This is a genomic window from Amycolatopsis sp. NPDC051106, from assembly GCF_040682775.1.
Lineage (GTDB): Bacteria > Actinomycetota > Actinomycetes > Mycobacteriales > Pseudonocardiaceae > Amycolatopsis.
In genome coordinates, this window is sequence record NZ_JBFBBQ010000014.1 from 36,520 (window position 1) to 53,742 (window position 17,223).

The following is a 17,223-nucleotide window of genomic DNA, read 5'->3' on the forward strand; positions in this document are numbered from 1 at the left end:
CCCGGGTGAGCTCTTAGCGCTCGGACATCGGGGTGTAGTCCCGCGAGGCGTGGCCGGTGTAGATCTGCCGCGGGCGGCCGATCTTGGTGGCCGGGTCGTTGATCATCTCGCGCCAGTGCGCGATCCAGCCCGGCAGGCGGCCGAGCGCGAACAGCACCGTGAAGAACTTCGTCGGGAAGCCCAGCGCCCGGTAGATCAGGCCGGTGTAGAAGTCCACGTTCGGGTACAGCTTGCGCTCGATGAAGTAGTCGTCGGAAAGCGCGGTCTCTTCGAGCTTCTTGGCGATCTCGAGCAGCTGGTCGCCGCCCTTGAGCTTGCCGAGGATCTCGTCGGCCGTGTTCTTGATGATCTTCGCGCGCGGGTCGTAGTTCTTGTAGACCCGGTGCCCGAAGCCCATCAGCTTCACGCCCTTTTCCTTGTTCTTCACCCGCTCGACGAACTTGGCGACGTCGCCGCCGTCGTTCTTGATGCCCTCGAGCATGTCGAGCACCGCGGCGTTCGCGCCACCGTGCAGCGGGCCGAACAGCGCGTTGATGCCGGCCGAAATCGACGCGAACAGGTTCGCCTCGGACGAGCCGACCAGGCGCACGGTCGAGGTCGAGCAGTTCTGCTCGTGGTCGGCGTGCAGGATGAACAGCAGGTCGAGCGCCTTCGCGATGTCCGGGTCGACCTCGTACGGCTCGGCCGGGAAGCCGAACGTCATCCGCAGGAAGTTCTCGACCAGGCCGAGCGAGTTGTCCGGGTACAGCAGCGGCTGGCCGACGGACTTCTTGTAGGCGTAGGCGGCCAGGGTCGGGACCTTGGCGAGCAGCCGGATGGTGGACAGCTCCACGTTCGGCTCGTCGAACGGGTCGAGCGAGTCCTGGTAGAAGGTCGACAGCGCCGACACCGCGCTGGACAGCACCGGCATCGGGTGCGCGTCGCGCGGGAAGCCGCTGAAGAACGCCTTCAGGTCCTCGTGCAGCAGCGTGTGGCGCTGGATCTTCTCGGTGAAGTCGGCCAGCTGGGCCTCGGTCGGCAGCTCGCCGTAGATCAGGAGGTACGAGACCTCGACGAAGGTCGACTTCTCGGCCAGCTGCTCGATCGGGTAACCGCGGTACCGGAGGATCCCGGCGTCACCGTCGATGTAGGCGATGGCCGACGACGCGGCGCCGGTGTTGACGAACCCGGGGTCGTAGGTGATGTACCCCGTCTGCGCCAGCAGCTTCCCCAGTTCGATCCCGGGCGCGCCCTCGACCGGGTGGACGATCTTGAACTCGTGCTCGCCACTCGGCAGGGTCAGCTTCGCGGTTTCGCCGCCGGACTGCCCCGCAGTCGTCGCGTCGGACATACAAGTCCCTCTCACGTTCGGCACGGGCCGGCGGCGCCTGCGGGTTCCACAGGTAGCCAAGTGTTAACGCGAGGAAACACTGGCGCCTCGCTGCACACCGCCCCGCTGGGGTATGAAGAATGCCCCTCTACGCTAGTCGAGAAACGGGTGTTCGCGCAGCGGTGACGTTGCTCCTGGGTGCCCCTTTGGGACCAGGTTCACACAGTGGCCGCCATATCGGCGGACGTGGGCGGCTCGGCCCCGCTGCGTGAAACGGTGATGGACGCCGCTTTCGCCGCGAATTCCAGCGCCTCGCGCCACGCCCCGGCGTCGAGAGAGGCCAGGTCGGCGACCTTCCGGGTGTGCAGCCAGGCCAGCAGGGCGCCCTGGACGGTGTCGCCGGCGCCGATGGTGTCGACCACGGTCACCTTCCGCGACGGCACGTGGGCCAGCTCACCTGCGGCGGTGATCACCGCGACGCCGTCGGCGCCCCGGGTGAGCACCACGGCGTCCACACCGGACTCGATCCACGTCTTCGCGGCGGCGACCGGGTCGGCCCCTTCGGTGAGCCACGCGGCGTCGTCGTCGGAGATCTTGAGCAGCCGGACGTCCGGCAGCCAGGACGCGAACCGGGCGCGGTAGGCGGCCGGATCGGTGATGAGCGCCTCGCGGATGTTGGGGTCGAGGACGGTCAGGACGCCGCGGGCGGCCTCGCGCCGCAGCATCGCCTCGTACGCCGACGCGCCGGGCTCGAGGACCATCCCGAGGGTGCCGAGCGAGAGCGCGGTCACGTGCTCCGGAAGCGGTCCCGGGTCCGCGACGAGCCGGTCGGCCGTGCCCTCGACGTAGAACGTGTAGCGCGCGGCGCCCTTCGCGTCGAGCGCGACGACGGCGAGCGTCGTCGGCTCGTCGCCGCGTTGCAGCAGCGACGTGTCGACGTCCGAAGCGTGCAGCCGGTCGACCATCGCGTCGCCGAAGCGGTCAGTGGAGACGCGCGAGAGGAAGGCCGTCGGCACGCCGAGGCGGCCGGCCGCCAGCGCGACGTTGTACGGGCCACCACCGAGCCGCGGCAGCAGCGCGCGCAGCCCACCGTCCACAGTGGAATCCAGGGGGTCGCCGGGAACCAGGTCGACCAGAGCTTCTCCGCCTACGACGATCACGCGGGGAGTTTAATGGAGTTGGGGCTGACAATTCCTGTCCGCTATTTGTCGAGCCCGCCGAGGAGCAGTTCACCCAGAGCGGTGAACGCTTCGGCGTCGGAGACGTCGATCCGCTGCCCGAGCACGCCGGTCTGGATGCCTTCGATGATGAGCCCGGTCATCTCGGCCACGAGCCGGGCGTGGACGTCGCGGAAGACGCCGTCGGCGACGCCCTTGTCGATGAACTGCCGGAGCCGCTGGGCGGCGAACCGGCTGTTGACCTGGTAGGCCTCGCGGGCCGGGCCGAACTCGGCGAGGTCGCGCATGAACGACGGCGACGCCCGGTTCAGGTGCTCGGCGACGCCGGCCAGGTACTCCCCGATGAGCTTGCGGGCGTCGTCGATCCCGGCGATCCGCTCCTCGATCCGCTCGCCGGCGCCCCGGAAGAAGTGGGTGACGACCTTGAAGGCGAGCTGCTCCTTGCTGGGCGCGAGGGCGTAGAGCGTCGACTTCGAGCAGCGGAGACGGCCGGCGAGGTCGTCGAGCGTGAAGCCGGCGAAGCCTTCGGCGAGGAAAAGCGCCTCGAGGTCACCGAGCAGGGCGCGCTGGCGCGCGGTCGGCCGTCGGCGGGGTTCGGGGGGCACAGCTTCACTATCTCCTACGTCTTCCGGCCACCCCAGGCCCGTCTTACTGTACTCTAATCGAGCCCACAGTACTGTTTTCAGTACCGTATTGCTCCGAGGCTTCGCCCCGGGCCGGGGGCTCCGCCACCCGGAACCCCCGCAAAGCCGCTGTTTTGGAGGACGACGATGCCCGCCGAACGCCTGCTGCCTTCATCGGAGGCCGACGAACTGGTCGCGCTGGCCCGCGAAATCGCCCGCGACGAGCTCGCCCCGCGCGCGGCAGCGGCCGAGGAGGCCGAGCAGTTCCCGCGCGAGCAGTTCCGCCTCCTGGGCAAGTCCGGCCTGCTGGGGCTGCCGTACCCCGAGCGCTGGGGCGGCGGTGACGTGCCGTACGAGGTGTACCTGCAGGCACTGGAGGAGATCGCGAGCGCGTGGATGACGGTCGGCGTCGGGCTGTCGGTGCACACGATGTCCTGCTACGCGCTGGCGCAGTGGGGCACGGACGAGCAGCGCGACGAGTGGCTGCCGGACATGCTCGAAGGCGGGATGCTGGGCGCGTACGCGTTGTCGGAGACGCAAGCGGGTTCGGATGCGGCCGCTTTGTCGACACGCGCACGTCTCGACGGATCGGACTACGTCGTGAACGGCACCAAGGCGTGGATCACGCACGCGGGAGTGGCGGACTTCTACACGACGATGGTCCGCACAGGTTCGGAAGAGATCTCCTGCCTGCTGGTCCCTTCCGCGACCGACGGCCTCACGGCGGCGCCGCGCGAACGCAAGATGGGCCTGACGGGATCCCCGACGGCCCAGATGATGTTCTCCGATGCCCGGGTGCCCGCTTCGCGGCTTGTCGGCGCTCCGGGCGACGGCCTCCGGATCGCACTGTCGTCGTTGAGCTCGGGTCGCCTGGGGATCGCGGCGTGCGCGGTGGGCTTGGCGCAGGCGGCGCTGGACGAAGCGGTGGCGTACGCGAAGGGGCGGCAGCAGTTCGGCCGGTCGATCATCGACTTCCAGGGGATCGAGTTCCTCCTGGCCGACATGGCGGCGACGGTGGAGTCATCCCGCGCGATGTACCTGGAGGCGGCGCGGCGCCGTGACCGCGGGTTGCCGTTCCAGCGTCAGGCATCGATCGCGAAGCTGGTGGCGACCGATGGGGCGATGAAGGTGACGACGGACGCGGTGCAGGTCCTCGGCGGGGCCGGGTACACGCGGGACTTCCCGGTGGAGCGGTACATGCGGGAGGCGAAGGTGCCCCAGATCTTCGAGGGCACGAACCAGATCCAGCGGCTGGTCATCGCCCGGGAGTTGAAAAAGGCTTGATCTTGGCACGCCGTGTCGTCCCTTCAGGCACGCGAGCCGACCCTCTGGGTACACGAACCGACCCTCCAGGCACCCGAGTTCGCCGGTCCGGCACGTGCTCCGACCGGCATCTCGTGTGATCAGGACCGGAACCAGCGTGATTGGAGCCGGATCTGACGTGATTGGGGCCGGAACTCGCGAGTTACGGCCCAGATCACGCGGGTCACGTCCCGGATCACGCGAGTTCCGGGTTCCCGGAGAGGCACCTACCGTGATTGGGAAGGCATCTTCCGTGATCAGAGGGGCATCTCGCGTGATTGCCGGGGCACCTCGCGTGAACAGACGGACGGCACGCCGGAACCGCCCGGTTACCGGCGTGCCGTCCGAAACTCAGCGGGTCTCGCGGTAGCGGCGGTCCTTCGACACGCCCTCGCCCCGAGTCTCGTCGAAGTGGTACACCTCGTCGCCCCGGATGAACACTCGCAAGGCCCGATTCATCACATCGAGCGGATCTCCGCTCCACAGCACCACGTCCGCGTCCAGGCCCGGCTTCAGTGACCCGATCTGGCCGTCGAGGCCCAGCATCGAGGCCGGGTTCACGGTCAGCGAACGCAGCGCCGTCGCCGGGTCGAGGCCGTCCTTGACCGCCAGGGCCGCCTGGTAGACCAGGAAGTTGATCGGGATCACCGGGTGGTCCGTCGTGATCGCGATCTTCACGCCCGCCCGCGCCAGGATGCCCGCGGACCGCAAAGTCCGGTTCCGCAGCTCCACCTTGGACTTCGTGGTGAACAGCGGCCCCAGGATCACCGGCACGTCGCGCGAAGCCAGCAGGTCCGCGATCAGGTGGCCCTCGGTGCCGTGGTTGATCACCAGCTTGTAGCCGAACTCGTCGGCCAGCCGCAGCGCCGTCACGATGTCGTCCGCGCGGTGGACGTGCTGGTCCCAGTACAGCTCGCCGTCGAGGACCTTCGACAGCGTCTCCATCGTCAGGTCGACCTCGTGCGGCTTGCCCTCGGCCTCCGCGTGCGCGCGCTTCGCCTGGTAGTTGCGGGCCTTGGTGAACGCCTCACGCAGGATCGCCGCGACGCCCAGCCGGGTCGACGGCGTCTGCTTCTTGTCGCCGTACACGCGCTTCGGGTTCTCGCCGAGCGCGCTCTTCACGCTGACGTGCTCCGCGAAGATCATGTCGAGGATGCTGCGGCCCCAGGTCTTGACGCCGATCGTCTGGCCGCCGATCGGGTTGCCCGACCCGGGCTTGATGACGACGCTCGTCACGCCGCCGGCCAGCGCGTCGTCGAAGCCGGGTTCGTACGGGTCGATGCCGTCGACGGCGCGGAAGCGGGCGCCGTTCGGGTCGGTCATCTCGTTCGTGTCGTTGCCCGACCAGCCTTCGCCCTCTTCGTGCACGCCGAGGTGCGCGTGGGCGTCGATGAAGCCCGGCAGCACCCAGGTGCCCGCCGCGTCGATCAGCTCGGCGTCCTCCGGGATGTCGACGTCCGCCTCGGTGCCGACCGCGACGATCTTGCCGTCGTCGATCAGGACCGTGCCGCCTTCGATGGGATCACCGTCGATGGGGACGACATGGCCCCCGACAATTGCCTTCGCCATAGTTCGCCACGCTAACGAACTCACTCGGGCGGCCGCACGCGGGCCTTCTCCAAGTGCACCAGTTCGTGGTTGTTCTCCGGCGTCCGGTGCGTCTCGCGATAGCCGTGCTTCGCGTACAGACGCAGCGGCCCGGCGCTCTTCGCCCCGGTGAACAGCCGGAAAACCGTCACCGACGGCGGGGCCGCCGACTCGGCGAAAGCCAGCAACCCGCCACCCAGGCCGCACCCCTGCCGGTCCGGTGCCACCACCAGCCGGCCGAGCACGCCGACCTCGCCCGTCACCGTCAGGCGCACCGCCGCGACCAACCGGTGGCTCTCCCGGATCCCCCAGGACAAACACGACGCAAGCGCCGCCCGCGTCTCGTCCAGGGTCTCCAGCAGCGGCGGCAGGTCCCAGTCGTCGTGCGCGCGGGCCTCGGTGAGGTACGCCGCGCGTTGCAGCGTCAGCACTTCGCCCGCGTCGGCCACGCCCAGCCGCTTCACCCGACTCGGATGCCCCAGCTGCCCGACCACGACGCCGCCGGCTCGAGCTCGATCAGGTCCGTGCCCGTGTTGAGCGCGTCCGCCGGGCAGGTCATCGGCTCGATCGCGACCGCGCGGCCGCGGCCGACCAGGTCGTCCGGGGTGAACACCTGCGCCCAGCGGAAGTCCGGGCCGGTCCAGACCACCAGCCGCTGGTCTTCGTGGCCCAGGACGAAGTGGTGCGTGCCGTCGTCGGCGGCCGACAGGGACCCGAACGCCGTGTCCAGGTCGACGCCCGCCAGCACCCGGCCGGCGCGGAAGTCGTACTCCGTGCCCTCGACGTCCTGCTCCGGCGCGTACGGCATCTGCTCGTCGCCCAGGTACGGCCGGACGCGGCTCGCGGGCAGCGTGAGAGTCAGCTCGTCGGTCGGGACGTCGCCGATCCGGAAGTACGGGTGCGTCCCGACGCCGACGCCGATCGGCTGCTCGCCCTCGTTGCGGATCTCGTGCGTGATGGTCAGCTCGCGCGGCGCGAGCTCGTACGTCACCGTCGCGCGCAGCGGCACCGGCCAGCCCGGCTGCACCTCGACGTCGACGGCCAGGGTGATCGACGACTCGGCGTGCTCCAGCAGCTCCCACTCGAGGTGGCGGGTCAGGCCGTGGATGGCGTTGCCGCGCGCCTCCTCGGTGATCTCGAGCTGCTGCTCCTCGCCCTGGAACGTCCACTTGCCGGCCTTCGTCCGGTTCGGCCAGGGCAGCAGGACCTGCCCGGCCCCCTTCGGCGGCTTCGCGTCTTCGGGGAACTCTTCGACGTACGGCACTCCGCCGACCTCGAACGCGCGCAGCCCCGCGCCGATCTCGGTGACGACGGCGCGCGCGTTGCCGCGGGTGATCTCGAACTGCTGACCGGTCGGGTTGCCCATGCAACGACCTTACCGAGACCCATATTCACTAGACCGGTCGTCATAGTTTGAGCTACAGTCGGCGCCATGGTCCGTCGCACCGACACGCGGCAGCGGATGCTCGACACCGCCGCCGACCTGTTCCACTCGCAGGGCTACCACGCCACCGGCCTCACCCAGCTGATCACGGCCGGGGGCGCACCGAAGGGGTCGCTCTACTTCCACTTCCCCGGCGGCAAGGAGCAGCTCGCCGCCGAAGCCGTCCGGCTTTCCAGTGAACGCACGGGCGCGCTCCTCGAAGCGATCCTGCGCGACGCGCCCGACGCCGTGACCGCGATCGACCGCACCGTCGAAGCGCTCGCGAGCTTCCTGACCGAATCGGACTTCCAGCGCGGGTGTCCACTCGCGACGGTCGCGCTCGACGCCGCCGCGGAGAGCGAACCGATCCGCGAAGCCTGCGCCGCGGGCTACTCGTCGTGGCACGAAGTGCTGGCCGCTTACTTCGGCGCACAACAGCTTTCCGCCGAACGCTCGGACGAGCTGGCCACCGTGGTGCTCGCCGCGATCGAAGGCGGCCTGCTGCTGGCCCGCACCCGCCGTGACCTCGCGCCGCTGCGCGCCGTCGCCACCCACCTGCACGCCACCCTCGACCGGGAGTTCTCCTGATGCGCGTCCACCACCTGAACTGCGGCACCCTGCGCCCGCTCGGCGGCGGGCTGATCGACGGACGGCCGGGCCTGTTCCGGCGCGCCACCATGGTCTGCCACTGCCTGCTCCTGGAGACGGACACGGGACTCGTGCTCGTCGAGACCGGCATGGGCACACCGGCCGCCGTCGACCGGAACGCCTGGCTGGGCGCGGGTTTCGTCCGCCAGTCGAACCCGGTCGAAGATCCCGCGCAGACCGCGATCGCCCAGATCCGCGCGCTCGGCTTCGACCCCGCCGACGTCCGCGACATCGTGCTGACCCACCTCGATCTCGACCACGCGGGCGGGCTCATCGACTTCCCGTGGGCGCGCGTGCACGTCTACGCCGAGGAGCTGCGGGCCTTCCAGCAACCGCGTGACGCCGCCGAACGCGGCCGCTACCGCACGATCCAGTTCGCCCACGGTCCACAATGGACGTCCTATGCGGACACCGGCGAACCGTGGTTCGGCTTCGACGCGGTCCGGCAGCTCGACGGCCTCCCGCCGGAGGTCCTGCTGGTCCCGCTCTCCGGCCACACGCGCGGCCACGCGGGCGTCGCCGTCGACACCGGCGAAGGCTGGCTGCTCAACGCCGGCGACTCGTACTTCTTCCACGGACAGGTCGACGCCACCCCGCGCTGCCCGCCCGGCTTGAAGTGGTTCGAGGGCCGCGTGGAGACGGTCAAGGGTGCCCGGCTGGACAATCAGCGCCGCCTGCGCCAGCTTGTGCAGGAGCACGGCGACGAGGTGACCGTCTTCGCCGCGCACGACGAGACCGACTTCCGCCGGCTGAGCTCCAGGAGCAGGGTATGAAGGTGAAGGTGCACCACCTGAACTGCGGATCGATGCGTCCGGCGGGCGGCAAGCTGCTCGACGGCGAGCCCGGCCTGCTGCGGCGGGCGGAGCTGGTCGCGCACTGCCTGCTGATCGAGACCGGCGGCAGCCTGGTGCTGGTCGACACCGGGTTCGGCGCCCAGGCCGTGGCCCGCCCCGGCGAGTGGCTGGGCCGGCCGTTCATGGCGATGGTCGGCGCCCGGCTGGAAGCCGCCGAGACGGCCGTCGCGCAGATCCGGGCGCTCGACCTCGACCCCGCCGACGTCCGGCACATCGTCGCGACGCACCTCGACGTCGACCACGCGGGCGGGCTGGCGGACTTCCCGAACGCCGTCGTGCACGTCCGCGCCGAGGAGCACCGGGCGGCGACGTCCCCGGCGAACGCGGCCGAAAAGAACCGCTACCGCGCGGCGCAGTTCGCCCACCGCCCGCTGTGGAGCACGTACGACGAGCTGGGCGAGCCGTGGTTCGGCTTCGAGGCGGTCCGGTCGCTCAAGGGCCTGCCGGAGGAGATTCTGCTGGTCCCGCTCACGGGCCACACGCGCGGCCACACGGGCGTCGCGGTCGACACGGGCGACGGCTGGCTGCTGCACGCCGGCGACGCGTACTTCTTCCACGGCCAGCTGGACCCGGTCGCGCCGCACTGCCCGCCCGGCATGACGGCGTTCCAGAACCTCGTCCAGACACTGCGCAAGCCGAGGCTGGCGAACTTGGCGCGGCTGCACGAACTCGCGCGCGAGCACCAGGACGAGGTCACGGTGTTCTCGGCGCACAGCCCAGTGGAGCTGGCGGCCCTGCGCCGGTGAGCGTCAGCTCGCGTCGAGGGCCTGCTTGACCAGCGGCGCCATCTGCTCCGGCGTCATCTTCGCCGGGCCGGTGTAGTTGACCAGCACCGGCGTGCCCGAGACCAGCTCCGCCGAGGCGAGGGTGGCCGTCTTCTGCTCGTCGACGTAGTAGACGGCGCCGTCCGGGAAGCCGGCGACGTCCTTCGCGCCCGGCTTCGCCTTCTTGATCGAGGCCACCATCTCGCCCGGCTTGCCCTCGCGGCCTTCGTAGCGGGTCACCGCGAGCGCGCCCGCGGCCTTGCCGTTCAGCTGGTACTCGCAGCTGCGGGCCTTGCCGCCGTTGGCCGTGGTGTCCTGAACCGGGCCCGCCACCGCCTGGAGGTTGTCCAGGAACAGCGCCTTCGACACCGCGGCGGCGGGCAGCAGCTTGCACGGGTCCAGCACCGCCGCCGCGGCGGGGTCGGCGCTCGAACTCGGCTTGGGCGCGGACGAGGGCTTCGACGGCGAAGGCGTCTTCGACGGCTCGTCGCCCGAGGAGCAGGCGGTCAATGCGGCAAAAGCGACCAAAACGACGGCGAGGGTACGCATACCGGGCACCCTAGTCCGAACGGCCTACGCGGTGGGCGCCCGGTATCGCCAGAACGCCGGGAGCAGGAACATCGACGCGCACACCGCCACGATGACCAGCAAGCCGCCGACGCTCGCCGCGGCCGCCGTGCCGAACGCGGCCGCGCCCCAGCCGTGGACCAGGTCGGCGATCCGCGGGCCGCCGGCGACCACGACCGTGAACACACCTTGGAGCCGGCCGCGCATCTCGTCGGTGGTCGCGACCTGCAGGATCGCCATCCGGTAGACGGCGCTGACCATGTCGGCCGCGCCGGCCGCCGCCATGAAGAGGACCGCGAGCCACAGCGAATGCGCGAGCCCGAACGCCGCCACCGCCGCGCCCCACGCACAGATCGAGATGACGACCGCGACGCCCTGGCGCTGGATGCGTGTGAGCCAGCCGGAGAACAGGCCGATCAGCATCGCGCCGGCGGGCAGGGCGGCGTAAAGCCAGCCGAGGGCGGGGCCGCCGCCGGGTGGATCGCCGAACGTGCGTTCGGCCATCTCCGGGATCAGCGCGCGTGGCATGCCGAAGACCATCGCGATGATGTCGGCGACGAACGAGGCGAGCAGCACCTTCTTCGTCGCGAGGTACCGGAAGCCCTCGACGACGTCGCTGACGCCCGCGCGCCGGGACGGGCCGTTGAGCGGCGGGAGGGCCGGCAGCCGCCAGACCGCGAGCAGCGTGATCGTGAGGGCGACGACGTCGATGAGGTAGAGCGTCGAGAGGCCGAGGACCGGGATGAGCGCCCCGGCGAGCAGCGGCCCGAAGACGGCGCCGAAGGTCGACATGGTCGAGCTCAGCGCGTTGGCCGACGGCAGCAGTTCACCGGGGACGAGCCGCGCGACGACGGCGCCGCGCGTGGGCATGTTGATCGCGAAGAGCGCCTGGTTGACGGCCAGGAGAGCGAGGACGAGCCACACCGAGCCGAAGTTCAGGAACGCCTGCAGCCAGAGCAGCGCGGAGGTGATGGCGACGAGGACGTTGGTGACGACGAGCAGCTTCCGCCGATCGACGGCATCGGCGACGGCGCCGCCCCAGAGCCCGAAGACCAGCAGCGGCACGAGGGCGACGAGCCCGGTGAGACCGACGTAGGCGGAGGAGCCCGTGAGGTCGAAGACCTGCTTGGGCACGGCGACGGCGGTCAGCTGGGTGCCGACAGCGGTGACCACAGTGGACAGCCAGAGCCGCCGGAAGGCCGGGATCTTCAGCGGCCGGGTGTCGACGATGATGCGCCCGAGGAGCTTGCGGACACCGTTTCGACGGGGCGGCAAGGTCTCGGGCTCAGAGGTCACAACGGATGAGTTTAGCTCGGCTAACTATCTGGGGTCGCGTGATTTCCGTCGCCCGGGAGAGCGCCCCAATGTGGCCTTCGGTGCGTCAGACGCAACCAAGGCGGCCTTCGGTGCGTGAGACGCAACCAAGGCCGCCTTGGGGCGCTGGAACCTAAGGCGCCACGCGCTCGATGGTCCACCCGTCGTCGTTCCGGACGTACCGGAGCCGGTCGTGCATCCGGTCCTCGCGCCCCTGCCAAAACTCGACCAAGTCAGGCCGGATCCGCCAGCCGCCCCAGTGGGGCGGCGCCGGGATCTGCTCGACGTCCGCGAACCGGCGCTCGATGCCGCTCAGCGCGTTGTCCAGCGCCCGCCGGCCGTCGACCACCCGGGACTGCGGGGACGCCCACGCCCCCAGCTGCGAACCGCGGGGGCGCTGGGCCCAGTACTCCGCCGTCTCCTTGACGCCGACCTTTTCGACCTCGCCGCGGACGTGGACCTGGCGGTGCAGCGCGTACCAGGGGAACGTCACCGACGCGTACCGCGTCGCCGTCAGGTCGTGGCTCTTCTCCGACGTGTAATTCGTGTAGAACACGACTCCGCGCTCGTCGAGGCCCTTGCACAGCACCGTGCGGGACGACGGCCGGCCTTCGGCGTCCGCCGTCGCCAGCACCATCGCGTTCGGTTCGGCGATCCCGGCCGCGACTGCCTGGTTCAGCCAGCCCTGCAGCTGATCGGTCCAGGTGGCCGCCAGCGCGGATTCGTCGAACGCGGCACCGTCGTAGGCCACGCGCATTCCCGGCAGGCGAACTACGGCGTCTTCCACCTGATCCTTGATCTCCGGCATCATCGCCAAACCTCCACGCCCGGTCGGGGCATCAGTCGACTTCGGCCTTAGGCACGTTAGGGCCTTCCGAGCTGCGGCGGAACCCACTGAACGGTGACACCCGCCACGACCTCGGCGCCACCAGCCCGTAACCGCTGGACAACAAGCCGTAACCCCCGCGTTACCCGCCGGACCAGGATCGATACAGGACGCACCTACCTTCGGCCCGTTCCCCACCACCCCGGAGGCAGGCATGACCGAGACCCTGTCGAACGCCGAAGAAAGCGCCCCACCGAAACGCCGGTACGCCCCGCTCGCGGCCAACGAAAACCGCGAGGACTACTCACTGCGCTTCGCCGCCCATTCGTTCCGGAAGTGGTCGCCGTTCGTGGTCGCGACGACCGCGCTGGGCGGCATCGCCTACCTCGCCGACTTCGCGATCGGGGCCAGCATCGTCCTCTCCTACGGCTTCACGTCCGGGGTCCTCGCGATCCTCGCCGCGGCCGTCGTCATCTTCGGGACCGGCGTGCCCATCGCGGCCGCCTGCGCGAAGTCCGGAGTGGACATGGACCTGCTGACCCGCGGAGCCGGCTTCGGCTACCTCGGGTCGACGCTGACGTCGCTCGTCTACGCGAGCTTCACCGTCATCTTCTTCTCGCTCGAAGGCTCGATCATGGGTCAGGCCTTCGAGCTGGCCCTCGGCATCCCGCTGCCGATCGGCTACCTCCTCGCGACGCTGATCGTGCTGCCCTTCGCGCTCTACGGCATGGGCGCGGTCGCGAAGATGCAGACCTGGACGCAGCCGCTGTGGATCGCCGGCCTGGTGCTCCCGTTCGTCGTCGTACTGGTCCGCGAGCCGGGCAAGTTCGCCGAGTTCACCCACTTCGCGGGCACCGAGGGCGCCGGCGCCGGGTTCTCCGCCATCGGGTTCGGCTTCGGCATGGGCGTCGCGCTGTCGCTGATCGGGCAGATCGGCGAGCAGGCCGACTACCTGCGGTTCATGCCCGAGAAGACGGCGGAGAACAAGCGGTCGTGGTGGACCGCGGTGCTCGCCGCCGGACCCGGCTGGGTGATCCTCGGCGCCGCGAAGCAGATCGGCGGCGCGCTGCTGGCGTTCCTCGCGCTCGGCGTCGTCGGGAAGACGCACGCGCTCGAACCGATCGCGCCGTACCTCGAAGCGGTGAAGCCCGCGCTCGGCCCGGTGGCGCTGACGTTCGCCGCGCTGTTCGTCGTCGTCTCGCAGATCAAGATCAACACGACGAACGCGTACTCCGGCTCGCTGTCGTTCGCGAACTTCTTCTCCCGCGTGCTGCACAAGCACCCGGGCCGGGTCTGGTACGTGCTCGTGAACTGCGGGATCGCGCTCGCGCTGATGGAGTTCGGCGCGTTCGGGTTCCTGAACAAGATCCTCGGCTTCTACTCGAACGTCGCGATCGCGTGGATCGGCGCGGTGTGCGCGGACCTGGTGATCGCGAAGCCGCTGGGGCTTTCGCCGAAGTACATCGAGTTCAAGCGGGCGTACCTGCACAAGATCAACCCGGTCGGGTTCGGCTCGATGGTCGTCGCGTCGACGGTGTCGATCGTGGCCTACTTCGGGGCGTTCGGCGAGTTCCTGGCCGCGTTCCGCCCCTTGCTCGCCCTGGTCATCGCCGTCGTGCTGGTGCCGGCGCTGGCCGTGGCCACCCGCGGGAAGTACTACCTGGCCCGGCCGAACACGGTCGCCGGCCCGGACGTCGACGCCGACCTGCGGGCGACGCACGCCTGCTCGGTCTGCGGCGATCCGTACGAACTGCCGGACGTCGCCGACTGCGCGAAGCAGGACGGCCCGATCTGCTCGCTGTGCTGCACGCTCGACAACACCTGCCACGACGTCTGCCAGACGACGGGCCCGGTCTCGCTCGGGATGCCCGCGCCGCGCCAGGCGTAAAGTCCGTCAAGGCCCGCTCACCCGCGTCCGCAGCGGGTGAGCGGGCCTTCACGTTCGCCGGGCGTCCCCCCGTGCCCCCGCCCGGCTTGACTGTTCCACGCCGGAGCGGGCGCCGGGGTTGCCCGGCAGTTCCAAGATTTTTTCCGGCCGCATGATGGCCGACAGCATCATCGCCCGGAACTCCGCGCCGATCTCTTCGACCGGCAGCGGCGGGTCGTGCGCCTGCCATTCCCGCAGCAGCCCGGTCCCCGCTCCGACCAGTGCGATCGCCGTCAGCCGGTAGTCCCGCTTGGGCGCGACGCCGTGCTCCGCGGCCCGGGTCGCTTCGGCGGCGATGAAGTTCGCCCAGCGGTCGACCCACACCTGGTGCTGCGCCTCGAGCTCAGGACTCACGCCGACCGCTTCGACGTAGTTGAGGCGCGGCATCCGCGGATCCACGGTGACCGTCGCGATGAAGACGTCGAGCAGCGTCGAGATGCGGGTGAGCGCGTCGGCGTCGGCGACCTTGTCGAGCTCCGCGGTGACGTGCGCGAGCGCCAGGCTGTTGATCTGGTCGTGGAGGGTGCGGAGCACGTCCTCCTTGCCGGTGAACTCCTCGTAGAAGTTCCGGGTCGACACACCGGCACGGGCGCACACGTCGGTGATCTTCGTGTGCCGGAAGCCGGTCGAGGTGAAGAGCTCGAGGCCGGCCGTGAGCAGGCGAGCACGGCGATCGGCGCGGCGTTGCTCGGGTGCGACGCCGCCGTACGTGCGAGCCACCGGTTCTCTCCTCCTTCCGAGGGATTGCCAGATCCTACCCGGGTGACTACTTTGTGAAAATCTCGATTACCAACGGTTCGCCGGAGAGGCCGCAGGGGGTCTTCTCCGGCGAACGGGTCACGCGAAGGGGCGCAGGGCCGTGACCGCGTCCGGCGCGAGCGACGTCGTCAGCGTGCCGCCCGCGGCGAGCGGGGTCCGCGACCACCACTCACCCGACGCCGCCGGCAGGTCCGGGCCGCCGACCACCAGGTCCGTCGCCAGCACCCGGCGGTCCGCCAGCACCGCGAGGCTGGAGTCCAAAGTGGAATCCCCGATCGACAACGTCTGGCGCAGCACCGGCGCGGAACCCCGCGTGACGTGCGAAGACGTCGTCAGCGACCCCGGGCGTTCCCCGGCCCGCCCCAGCACCAGCACCTCCCGCGTGTGCAGGTAGGCGTCGGCCGCGAGGGAAGCGCGGAACACAGCCGTGTGCCGGGCACGCGCGGTGATCACCGTCGGCTCGGGCAGGTACTCCACCGAGCCACCTTCCTCGACGACCAACGAAACCGTCGACACCGAACCTTCGCCGTGCAGACCGGGCAGGGCGAGCGTGGCCGCGACACCGGAGAGACGCAGCGAAGCACCCGGACCGACGTGGACGGAAAGCAGCAGGTCGTCCCCGCCCAACGGCGACGTCGCCGAGTTGACGAGGTGCACCACCGCCAGCGGACCGCGGCCCCGGCGCGGGAACAACGTCAGCGGCGCCATCGACCGCAGCTCGCGCAGCACCGTCCGCGTGCCGTCGAAGCACGCCGTCAGCCGGGCGTGGGCCTTCACAGCAGTGAACGCACCCACTCGGCGACCGCCGGCGCGTCCGGGGTGTCCACAAGGGACTGCGTGATGACCGGCAGCGGCCCCCGCATCCGGTGCGCGTCCGACGTCATCACGTCCATGTCCGCGCCGACCAGGTGCGCGATGTCGATCTTGTTGATCACCAGCAGGTCCGCCGTCGTGACGCCGGGGCCGCCCTTGCGCGGCACCTTGTCACCGCCCGCGACGTCCACCACGAAGATCTGGCTGTCGGCCAGCCCGCGGCTGAACACCGCCGTCAGGTTGTCGCCGCCGCTTTCGATGATCACCAGGTCCAGCGCCGGGAACTTCTCCTCCAGCCGCTCGACCGCGTCCAGGTTCGCGGTGATGTCGTCGCGGATCGCGGTGTGCGGGCACGCACCCGTCTGCACCGCTTCGATCCGGGCGGGGTCCAGGACTCCGGCCCGCCGCAGGAAGTCCGCGTCCTCGGTGGTGTAGATGTCGTTGGTGACGACCGCCAGGTTGATCTCGTCACCCAAGGCGCGGCACAAGGCGGCGGTCAGCGCCGTCTTGCCCGATCCGACCGGGCCGCCGATGCCGATCCGGTACGCGCGCCCGGCCGCCGGCGCCGCGTCGTAGTGGTCCGGCTCGGCGGCCGTCGGGTCGAAGTTGACCGGGTGGACGTGGCCGTGCCCGTGTCCGTGCTCAGCTGGCAAAGAGACGCACCTCTTCCTGGTGGTGCCGGGCGTGCGCCTCGGCGAACAGATCCAACGCCGGTGACCCCGGCGACGGCAGCGACGCCGGGTCGTCCCCCGCCACGGCCGCCGCTTCCTCCGCGACCGACCGCAGGTCGAGACGGGCGACGACGGCGTTGACCGCGAAGGGGTCCAGCCCCAGCAGCCGGACCACGGCACTCGCCGGCCCGCTCACCGCGAGGTAGGCCACGGCCATCGCGGCGTCGTACGGCGACCCGCCCGCGACGCCGACCAGCGCGCCCAGCACCACCGGGTGGTGCGGCCGCGGCGTCTCCGCCAGCAACGCGTCCAGAACCGGAGACGGCCAGGCGATCCGGCCGGCCCGGGCGGTCCCCCGGCCCTGTGCGCGCGAGGCCTCTCGTTGCGCGAGCGACGGCGTCCGCGCGTCCAGTTCGGCATCGAGCACGGCCCAATGTCCACTAGGGACTTCTCGTGCGGCGGCATGGGCGGAGGCAGCAGCGAAGACCGCCGCCAGCAATCCCGCCGTCCGCAACCGTCCGGAAAGGAATCCCGGCAGGTCGCGCACCGAAGTCACCAGCCGGCGGGCGACTACCTCCTCCAGCCCGCCACTGTGGACGTGCCCGCCGCCGGGGAAGCGGGAGTCCGCGAGGATCAGCGCCGAGAGGTCCATCAGACG

Annotated in this window: 18 protein-coding genes; 5 read left to right on the forward strand and 13 right to left on the reverse strand. The window is 70.4% G+C overall.

What is annotated here, in order from left to right:
* Positions 1–13: 13 nt before the first annotated feature.
* The 3 genes from AB0M83_RS13840 to AB0M83_RS13850 form a co-directional block, all read right to left on the reverse strand.
* A complete protein-coding gene (locus AB0M83_RS13840) occupies positions 14–1,330 on the reverse strand; it encodes a citrate synthase (RefSeq protein WP_286001662.1) in 1,317 nt (438 codons plus the stop codon).
* Positions 1,331–1,527: 197 nt separating this feature from the next.
* Entirely contained in the window at positions 1,528–2,469 is a 942-nt protein-coding gene (locus AB0M83_RS13845) for a carbohydrate kinase (protein WP_364516753.1), read from the reverse strand.
* Between the two features lie 41 nt (positions 2,470–2,510).
* Positions 2,511–3,092: a TetR/AcrR family transcriptional regulator gene (locus AB0M83_RS13850; protein WP_364516755.1), complete on the reverse strand. Its 582-nt coding sequence runs from the start codon at positions 3,090–3,092 to the stop codon at positions 2,511–2,513.
* Positions 3,093–3,257: 165 nt separating this feature from the next.
* On the opposite strand from AB0M83_RS13850, the gene AB0M83_RS13855 reads away from it, so the two are divergent.
* Positions 3,258–4,394, forward strand: a complete 1,137-nt coding sequence (locus AB0M83_RS13855) for an acyl-CoA dehydrogenase family protein (RefSeq protein ID WP_364516757.1) — start codon at positions 3,258–3,260, stop codon at positions 4,392–4,394.
* 369 nt (positions 4,395–4,763) lie between these two features.
* On the opposite strand, the gene AB0M83_RS13860 is transcribed toward AB0M83_RS13855, so the two are convergent.
* The 3 genes from AB0M83_RS13860 to AB0M83_RS13870 are packed head-to-tail and all read right to left on the reverse strand — an operon-like array spanning position 4,764 to position 7,365.
* Positions 4,764–5,981 carry an amidohydrolase gene (locus AB0M83_RS13860; RefSeq protein ID WP_364516759.1) on the reverse strand — a complete coding sequence of 406 codons (1,218 nt, stop codon included), beginning with the start codon at positions 5,979–5,981 and terminating at the stop codon, positions 4,764–4,766.
* A 20-nt stretch (positions 5,982–6,001) separates the two neighbouring features.
* On the reverse strand, positions 6,002–6,493 hold the full coding sequence (locus AB0M83_RS13865) for a GNAT family N-acetyltransferase (protein WP_364516761.1): 492 nt from the start codon (positions 6,491–6,493) through the stop codon (positions 6,002–6,004).
* Entirely contained in the window at positions 6,460–7,365 is a 906-nt protein-coding gene (locus AB0M83_RS13870) for an aldose 1-epimerase family protein (protein ID WP_364516763.1), read from the reverse strand. The genes AB0M83_RS13865 and AB0M83_RS13870 overlap by 34 nt, the downstream gene beginning before the upstream one ends.
* Before the next feature lie 66 nt (positions 7,366–7,431).
* Between AB0M83_RS13870 and AB0M83_RS13875 the strand changes: the two genes are divergently transcribed.
* Genes AB0M83_RS13875 through AB0M83_RS13885 form a run of 3 tightly spaced genes read left to right on the forward strand, consistent with a single transcriptional unit; the run spans position 7,432 to position 9,670 of the window.
* Positions 7,432–8,010: a TetR/AcrR family transcriptional regulator gene (locus tag AB0M83_RS13875; RefSeq protein ID WP_364516765.1), complete on the forward strand. Its 579-nt coding sequence runs from the start codon at positions 7,432–7,434 to the stop codon at positions 8,008–8,010.
* Complete coding sequence (locus tag AB0M83_RS13880; protein ID WP_364516767.1) at positions 8,010–8,843, forward strand: MBL fold metallo-hydrolase; 834 nt, start codon at positions 8,010–8,012, stop codon at positions 8,841–8,843. The genes AB0M83_RS13875 and AB0M83_RS13880 overlap by 1 nt, the downstream gene beginning before the upstream one ends.
* Positions 8,844–8,845: 2 nt before the next feature.
* The gene (locus AB0M83_RS13885; RefSeq protein ID WP_364516940.1) at positions 8,846–9,670 is read left to right on the forward strand and encodes an MBL fold metallo-hydrolase; all 825 of its coding nucleotides are present in this window, start codon (positions 8,846–8,848) and stop codon (positions 9,668–9,670) included.
* Positions 9,671–9,673: 3 nt separating this feature from the next.
* Here AB0M83_RS13885 and AB0M83_RS13890 read toward each other — a convergent pair whose 3' ends face one another.
* The 3 genes from AB0M83_RS13890 to pdxH all read right to left on the reverse strand — a co-directional run bounded on the left by AB0M83_RS13890 (position 9,674) and on the right by pdxH (position 12,380).
* Positions 9,674–10,237: a DUF3558 family protein gene (locus tag AB0M83_RS13890; protein WP_364516769.1), complete on the reverse strand. Its 564-nt coding sequence runs from the start codon at positions 10,235–10,237 to the stop codon at positions 9,674–9,676.
* A gap of 24 nt (positions 10,238–10,261) precedes the next feature.
* A complete protein-coding gene (locus tag AB0M83_RS13895) occupies positions 10,262–11,530 on the reverse strand; it encodes an MFS transporter (protein ID WP_364516942.1) in 1,269 nt (422 codons plus the stop codon).
* 172 nt (positions 11,531–11,702) lie between these two features.
* The gene (gene pdxH, locus AB0M83_RS13900) at positions 11,703–12,380 is read right to left on the reverse strand and encodes a pyridoxamine 5'-phosphate oxidase (protein WP_364516771.1); all 678 of its coding nucleotides are present in this window, start codon (positions 12,378–12,380) and stop codon (positions 11,703–11,705) included.
* Positions 12,381–12,609: 229 nt separating this feature from the next.
* Here pdxH and AB0M83_RS13905 point away from each other — a divergent pair, with 229 nt between their 5' ends.
* A complete protein-coding gene (locus AB0M83_RS13905; RefSeq protein WP_364516773.1) occupies positions 12,610–14,283 on the forward strand; it encodes a hypothetical protein in 1,674 nt (557 codons plus the stop codon).
* Between the two features lie 48 nt (positions 14,284–14,331).
* Here AB0M83_RS13905 and AB0M83_RS13910 read toward each other — a convergent pair whose 3' ends face one another.
* The 4 genes from AB0M83_RS13910 to AB0M83_RS13925 form a co-directional block, all read right to left on the reverse strand.
* Entirely contained in the window at positions 14,332–15,042 is a 711-nt protein-coding gene (locus tag AB0M83_RS13910) for a TetR/AcrR family transcriptional regulator (protein ID WP_364516775.1), read from the reverse strand.
* A 117-nt stretch (positions 15,043–15,159) separates the two neighbouring features.
* Positions 15,160–15,858: an urease accessory protein UreD gene (locus tag AB0M83_RS13915; protein WP_364516777.1), complete on the reverse strand. Its 699-nt coding sequence runs from the start codon at positions 15,856–15,858 to the stop codon at positions 15,160–15,162.
* Positions 15,855–16,547, reverse strand: coding sequence for an urease accessory protein UreG (ureG, locus tag AB0M83_RS13920; protein ID WP_364516779.1), 693 nt, complete (start codon positions 16,545–16,547; stop codon positions 15,855–15,857). The genes AB0M83_RS13915 and ureG overlap by 4 nt, the downstream gene beginning before the upstream one ends.
* Positions 16,537–17,217: an urease accessory UreF family protein gene (locus tag AB0M83_RS13925; RefSeq protein WP_364516781.1), complete on the reverse strand. Its 681-nt coding sequence runs from the start codon at positions 17,215–17,217 to the stop codon at positions 16,537–16,539. The genes ureG and AB0M83_RS13925 overlap by 11 nt, the downstream gene beginning before the upstream one ends.
* Positions 17,218–17,223 lie beyond the last annotated feature (6 nt).

What these genes read in the sequence shown, in the direction of transcription:
- AB0M83_RS13840 (WP_286001662.1), bottom strand. Translation starts at nt 1,330, where the DNA reads ATGTCCGACGCGACGACTGCGGGGCAGTCCGGCGGCGAAACCGCGAAG.
- AB0M83_RS13855 (WP_364516757.1), top strand. Translation starts at nt 3,258, where the DNA reads ATGCCCGCCGAACGCCTGCTGCCTTCATCGGAGGCCGACGAACTGGTC.
- AB0M83_RS13860 (WP_364516759.1), bottom strand. Translation starts at nt 5,981, where the DNA reads ATGGCGAAGGCAATTGTCGGGGGCCATGTCGTCCCCATCGACGGTGAT.
- AB0M83_RS13870 (WP_364516763.1), bottom strand. Translation starts at nt 7,365, where the DNA reads ATGGGCAACCCGACCGGTCAGCAGTTCGAGATCACCCGCGGCAACGCG.
- AB0M83_RS13875 (WP_364516765.1), top strand. Translation starts at nt 7,432, where the DNA reads ATGGTCCGTCGCACCGACACGCGGCAGCGGATGCTCGACACCGCCGCC.
- AB0M83_RS13880 (WP_364516767.1), top strand. Translation starts at nt 8,010, where the DNA reads ATGCGCGTCCACCACCTGAACTGCGGCACCCTGCGCCCGCTCGGCGGC.
- AB0M83_RS13890 (WP_364516769.1), bottom strand. Translation starts at nt 10,237, where the DNA reads ATGCGTACCCTCGCCGTCGTTTTGGTCGCTTTTGCCGCATTGACCGCC.
- pdxH (WP_364516771.1), bottom strand. Translation starts at nt 12,380, where the DNA reads ATGATGCCGGAGATCAAGGATCAGGTGGAAGACGCCGTAGTTCGCCTG.
- AB0M83_RS13905 (WP_364516773.1), top strand. Translation starts at nt 12,610, where the DNA reads ATGACCGAGACCCTGTCGAACGCCGAAGAAAGCGCCCCACCGAAACGC.
- AB0M83_RS13925 (WP_364516781.1), bottom strand. Translation starts at nt 17,217, where the DNA reads ATGGACCTCTCGGCGCTGATCCTCGCGGACTCCCGCTTCCCCGGCGGC.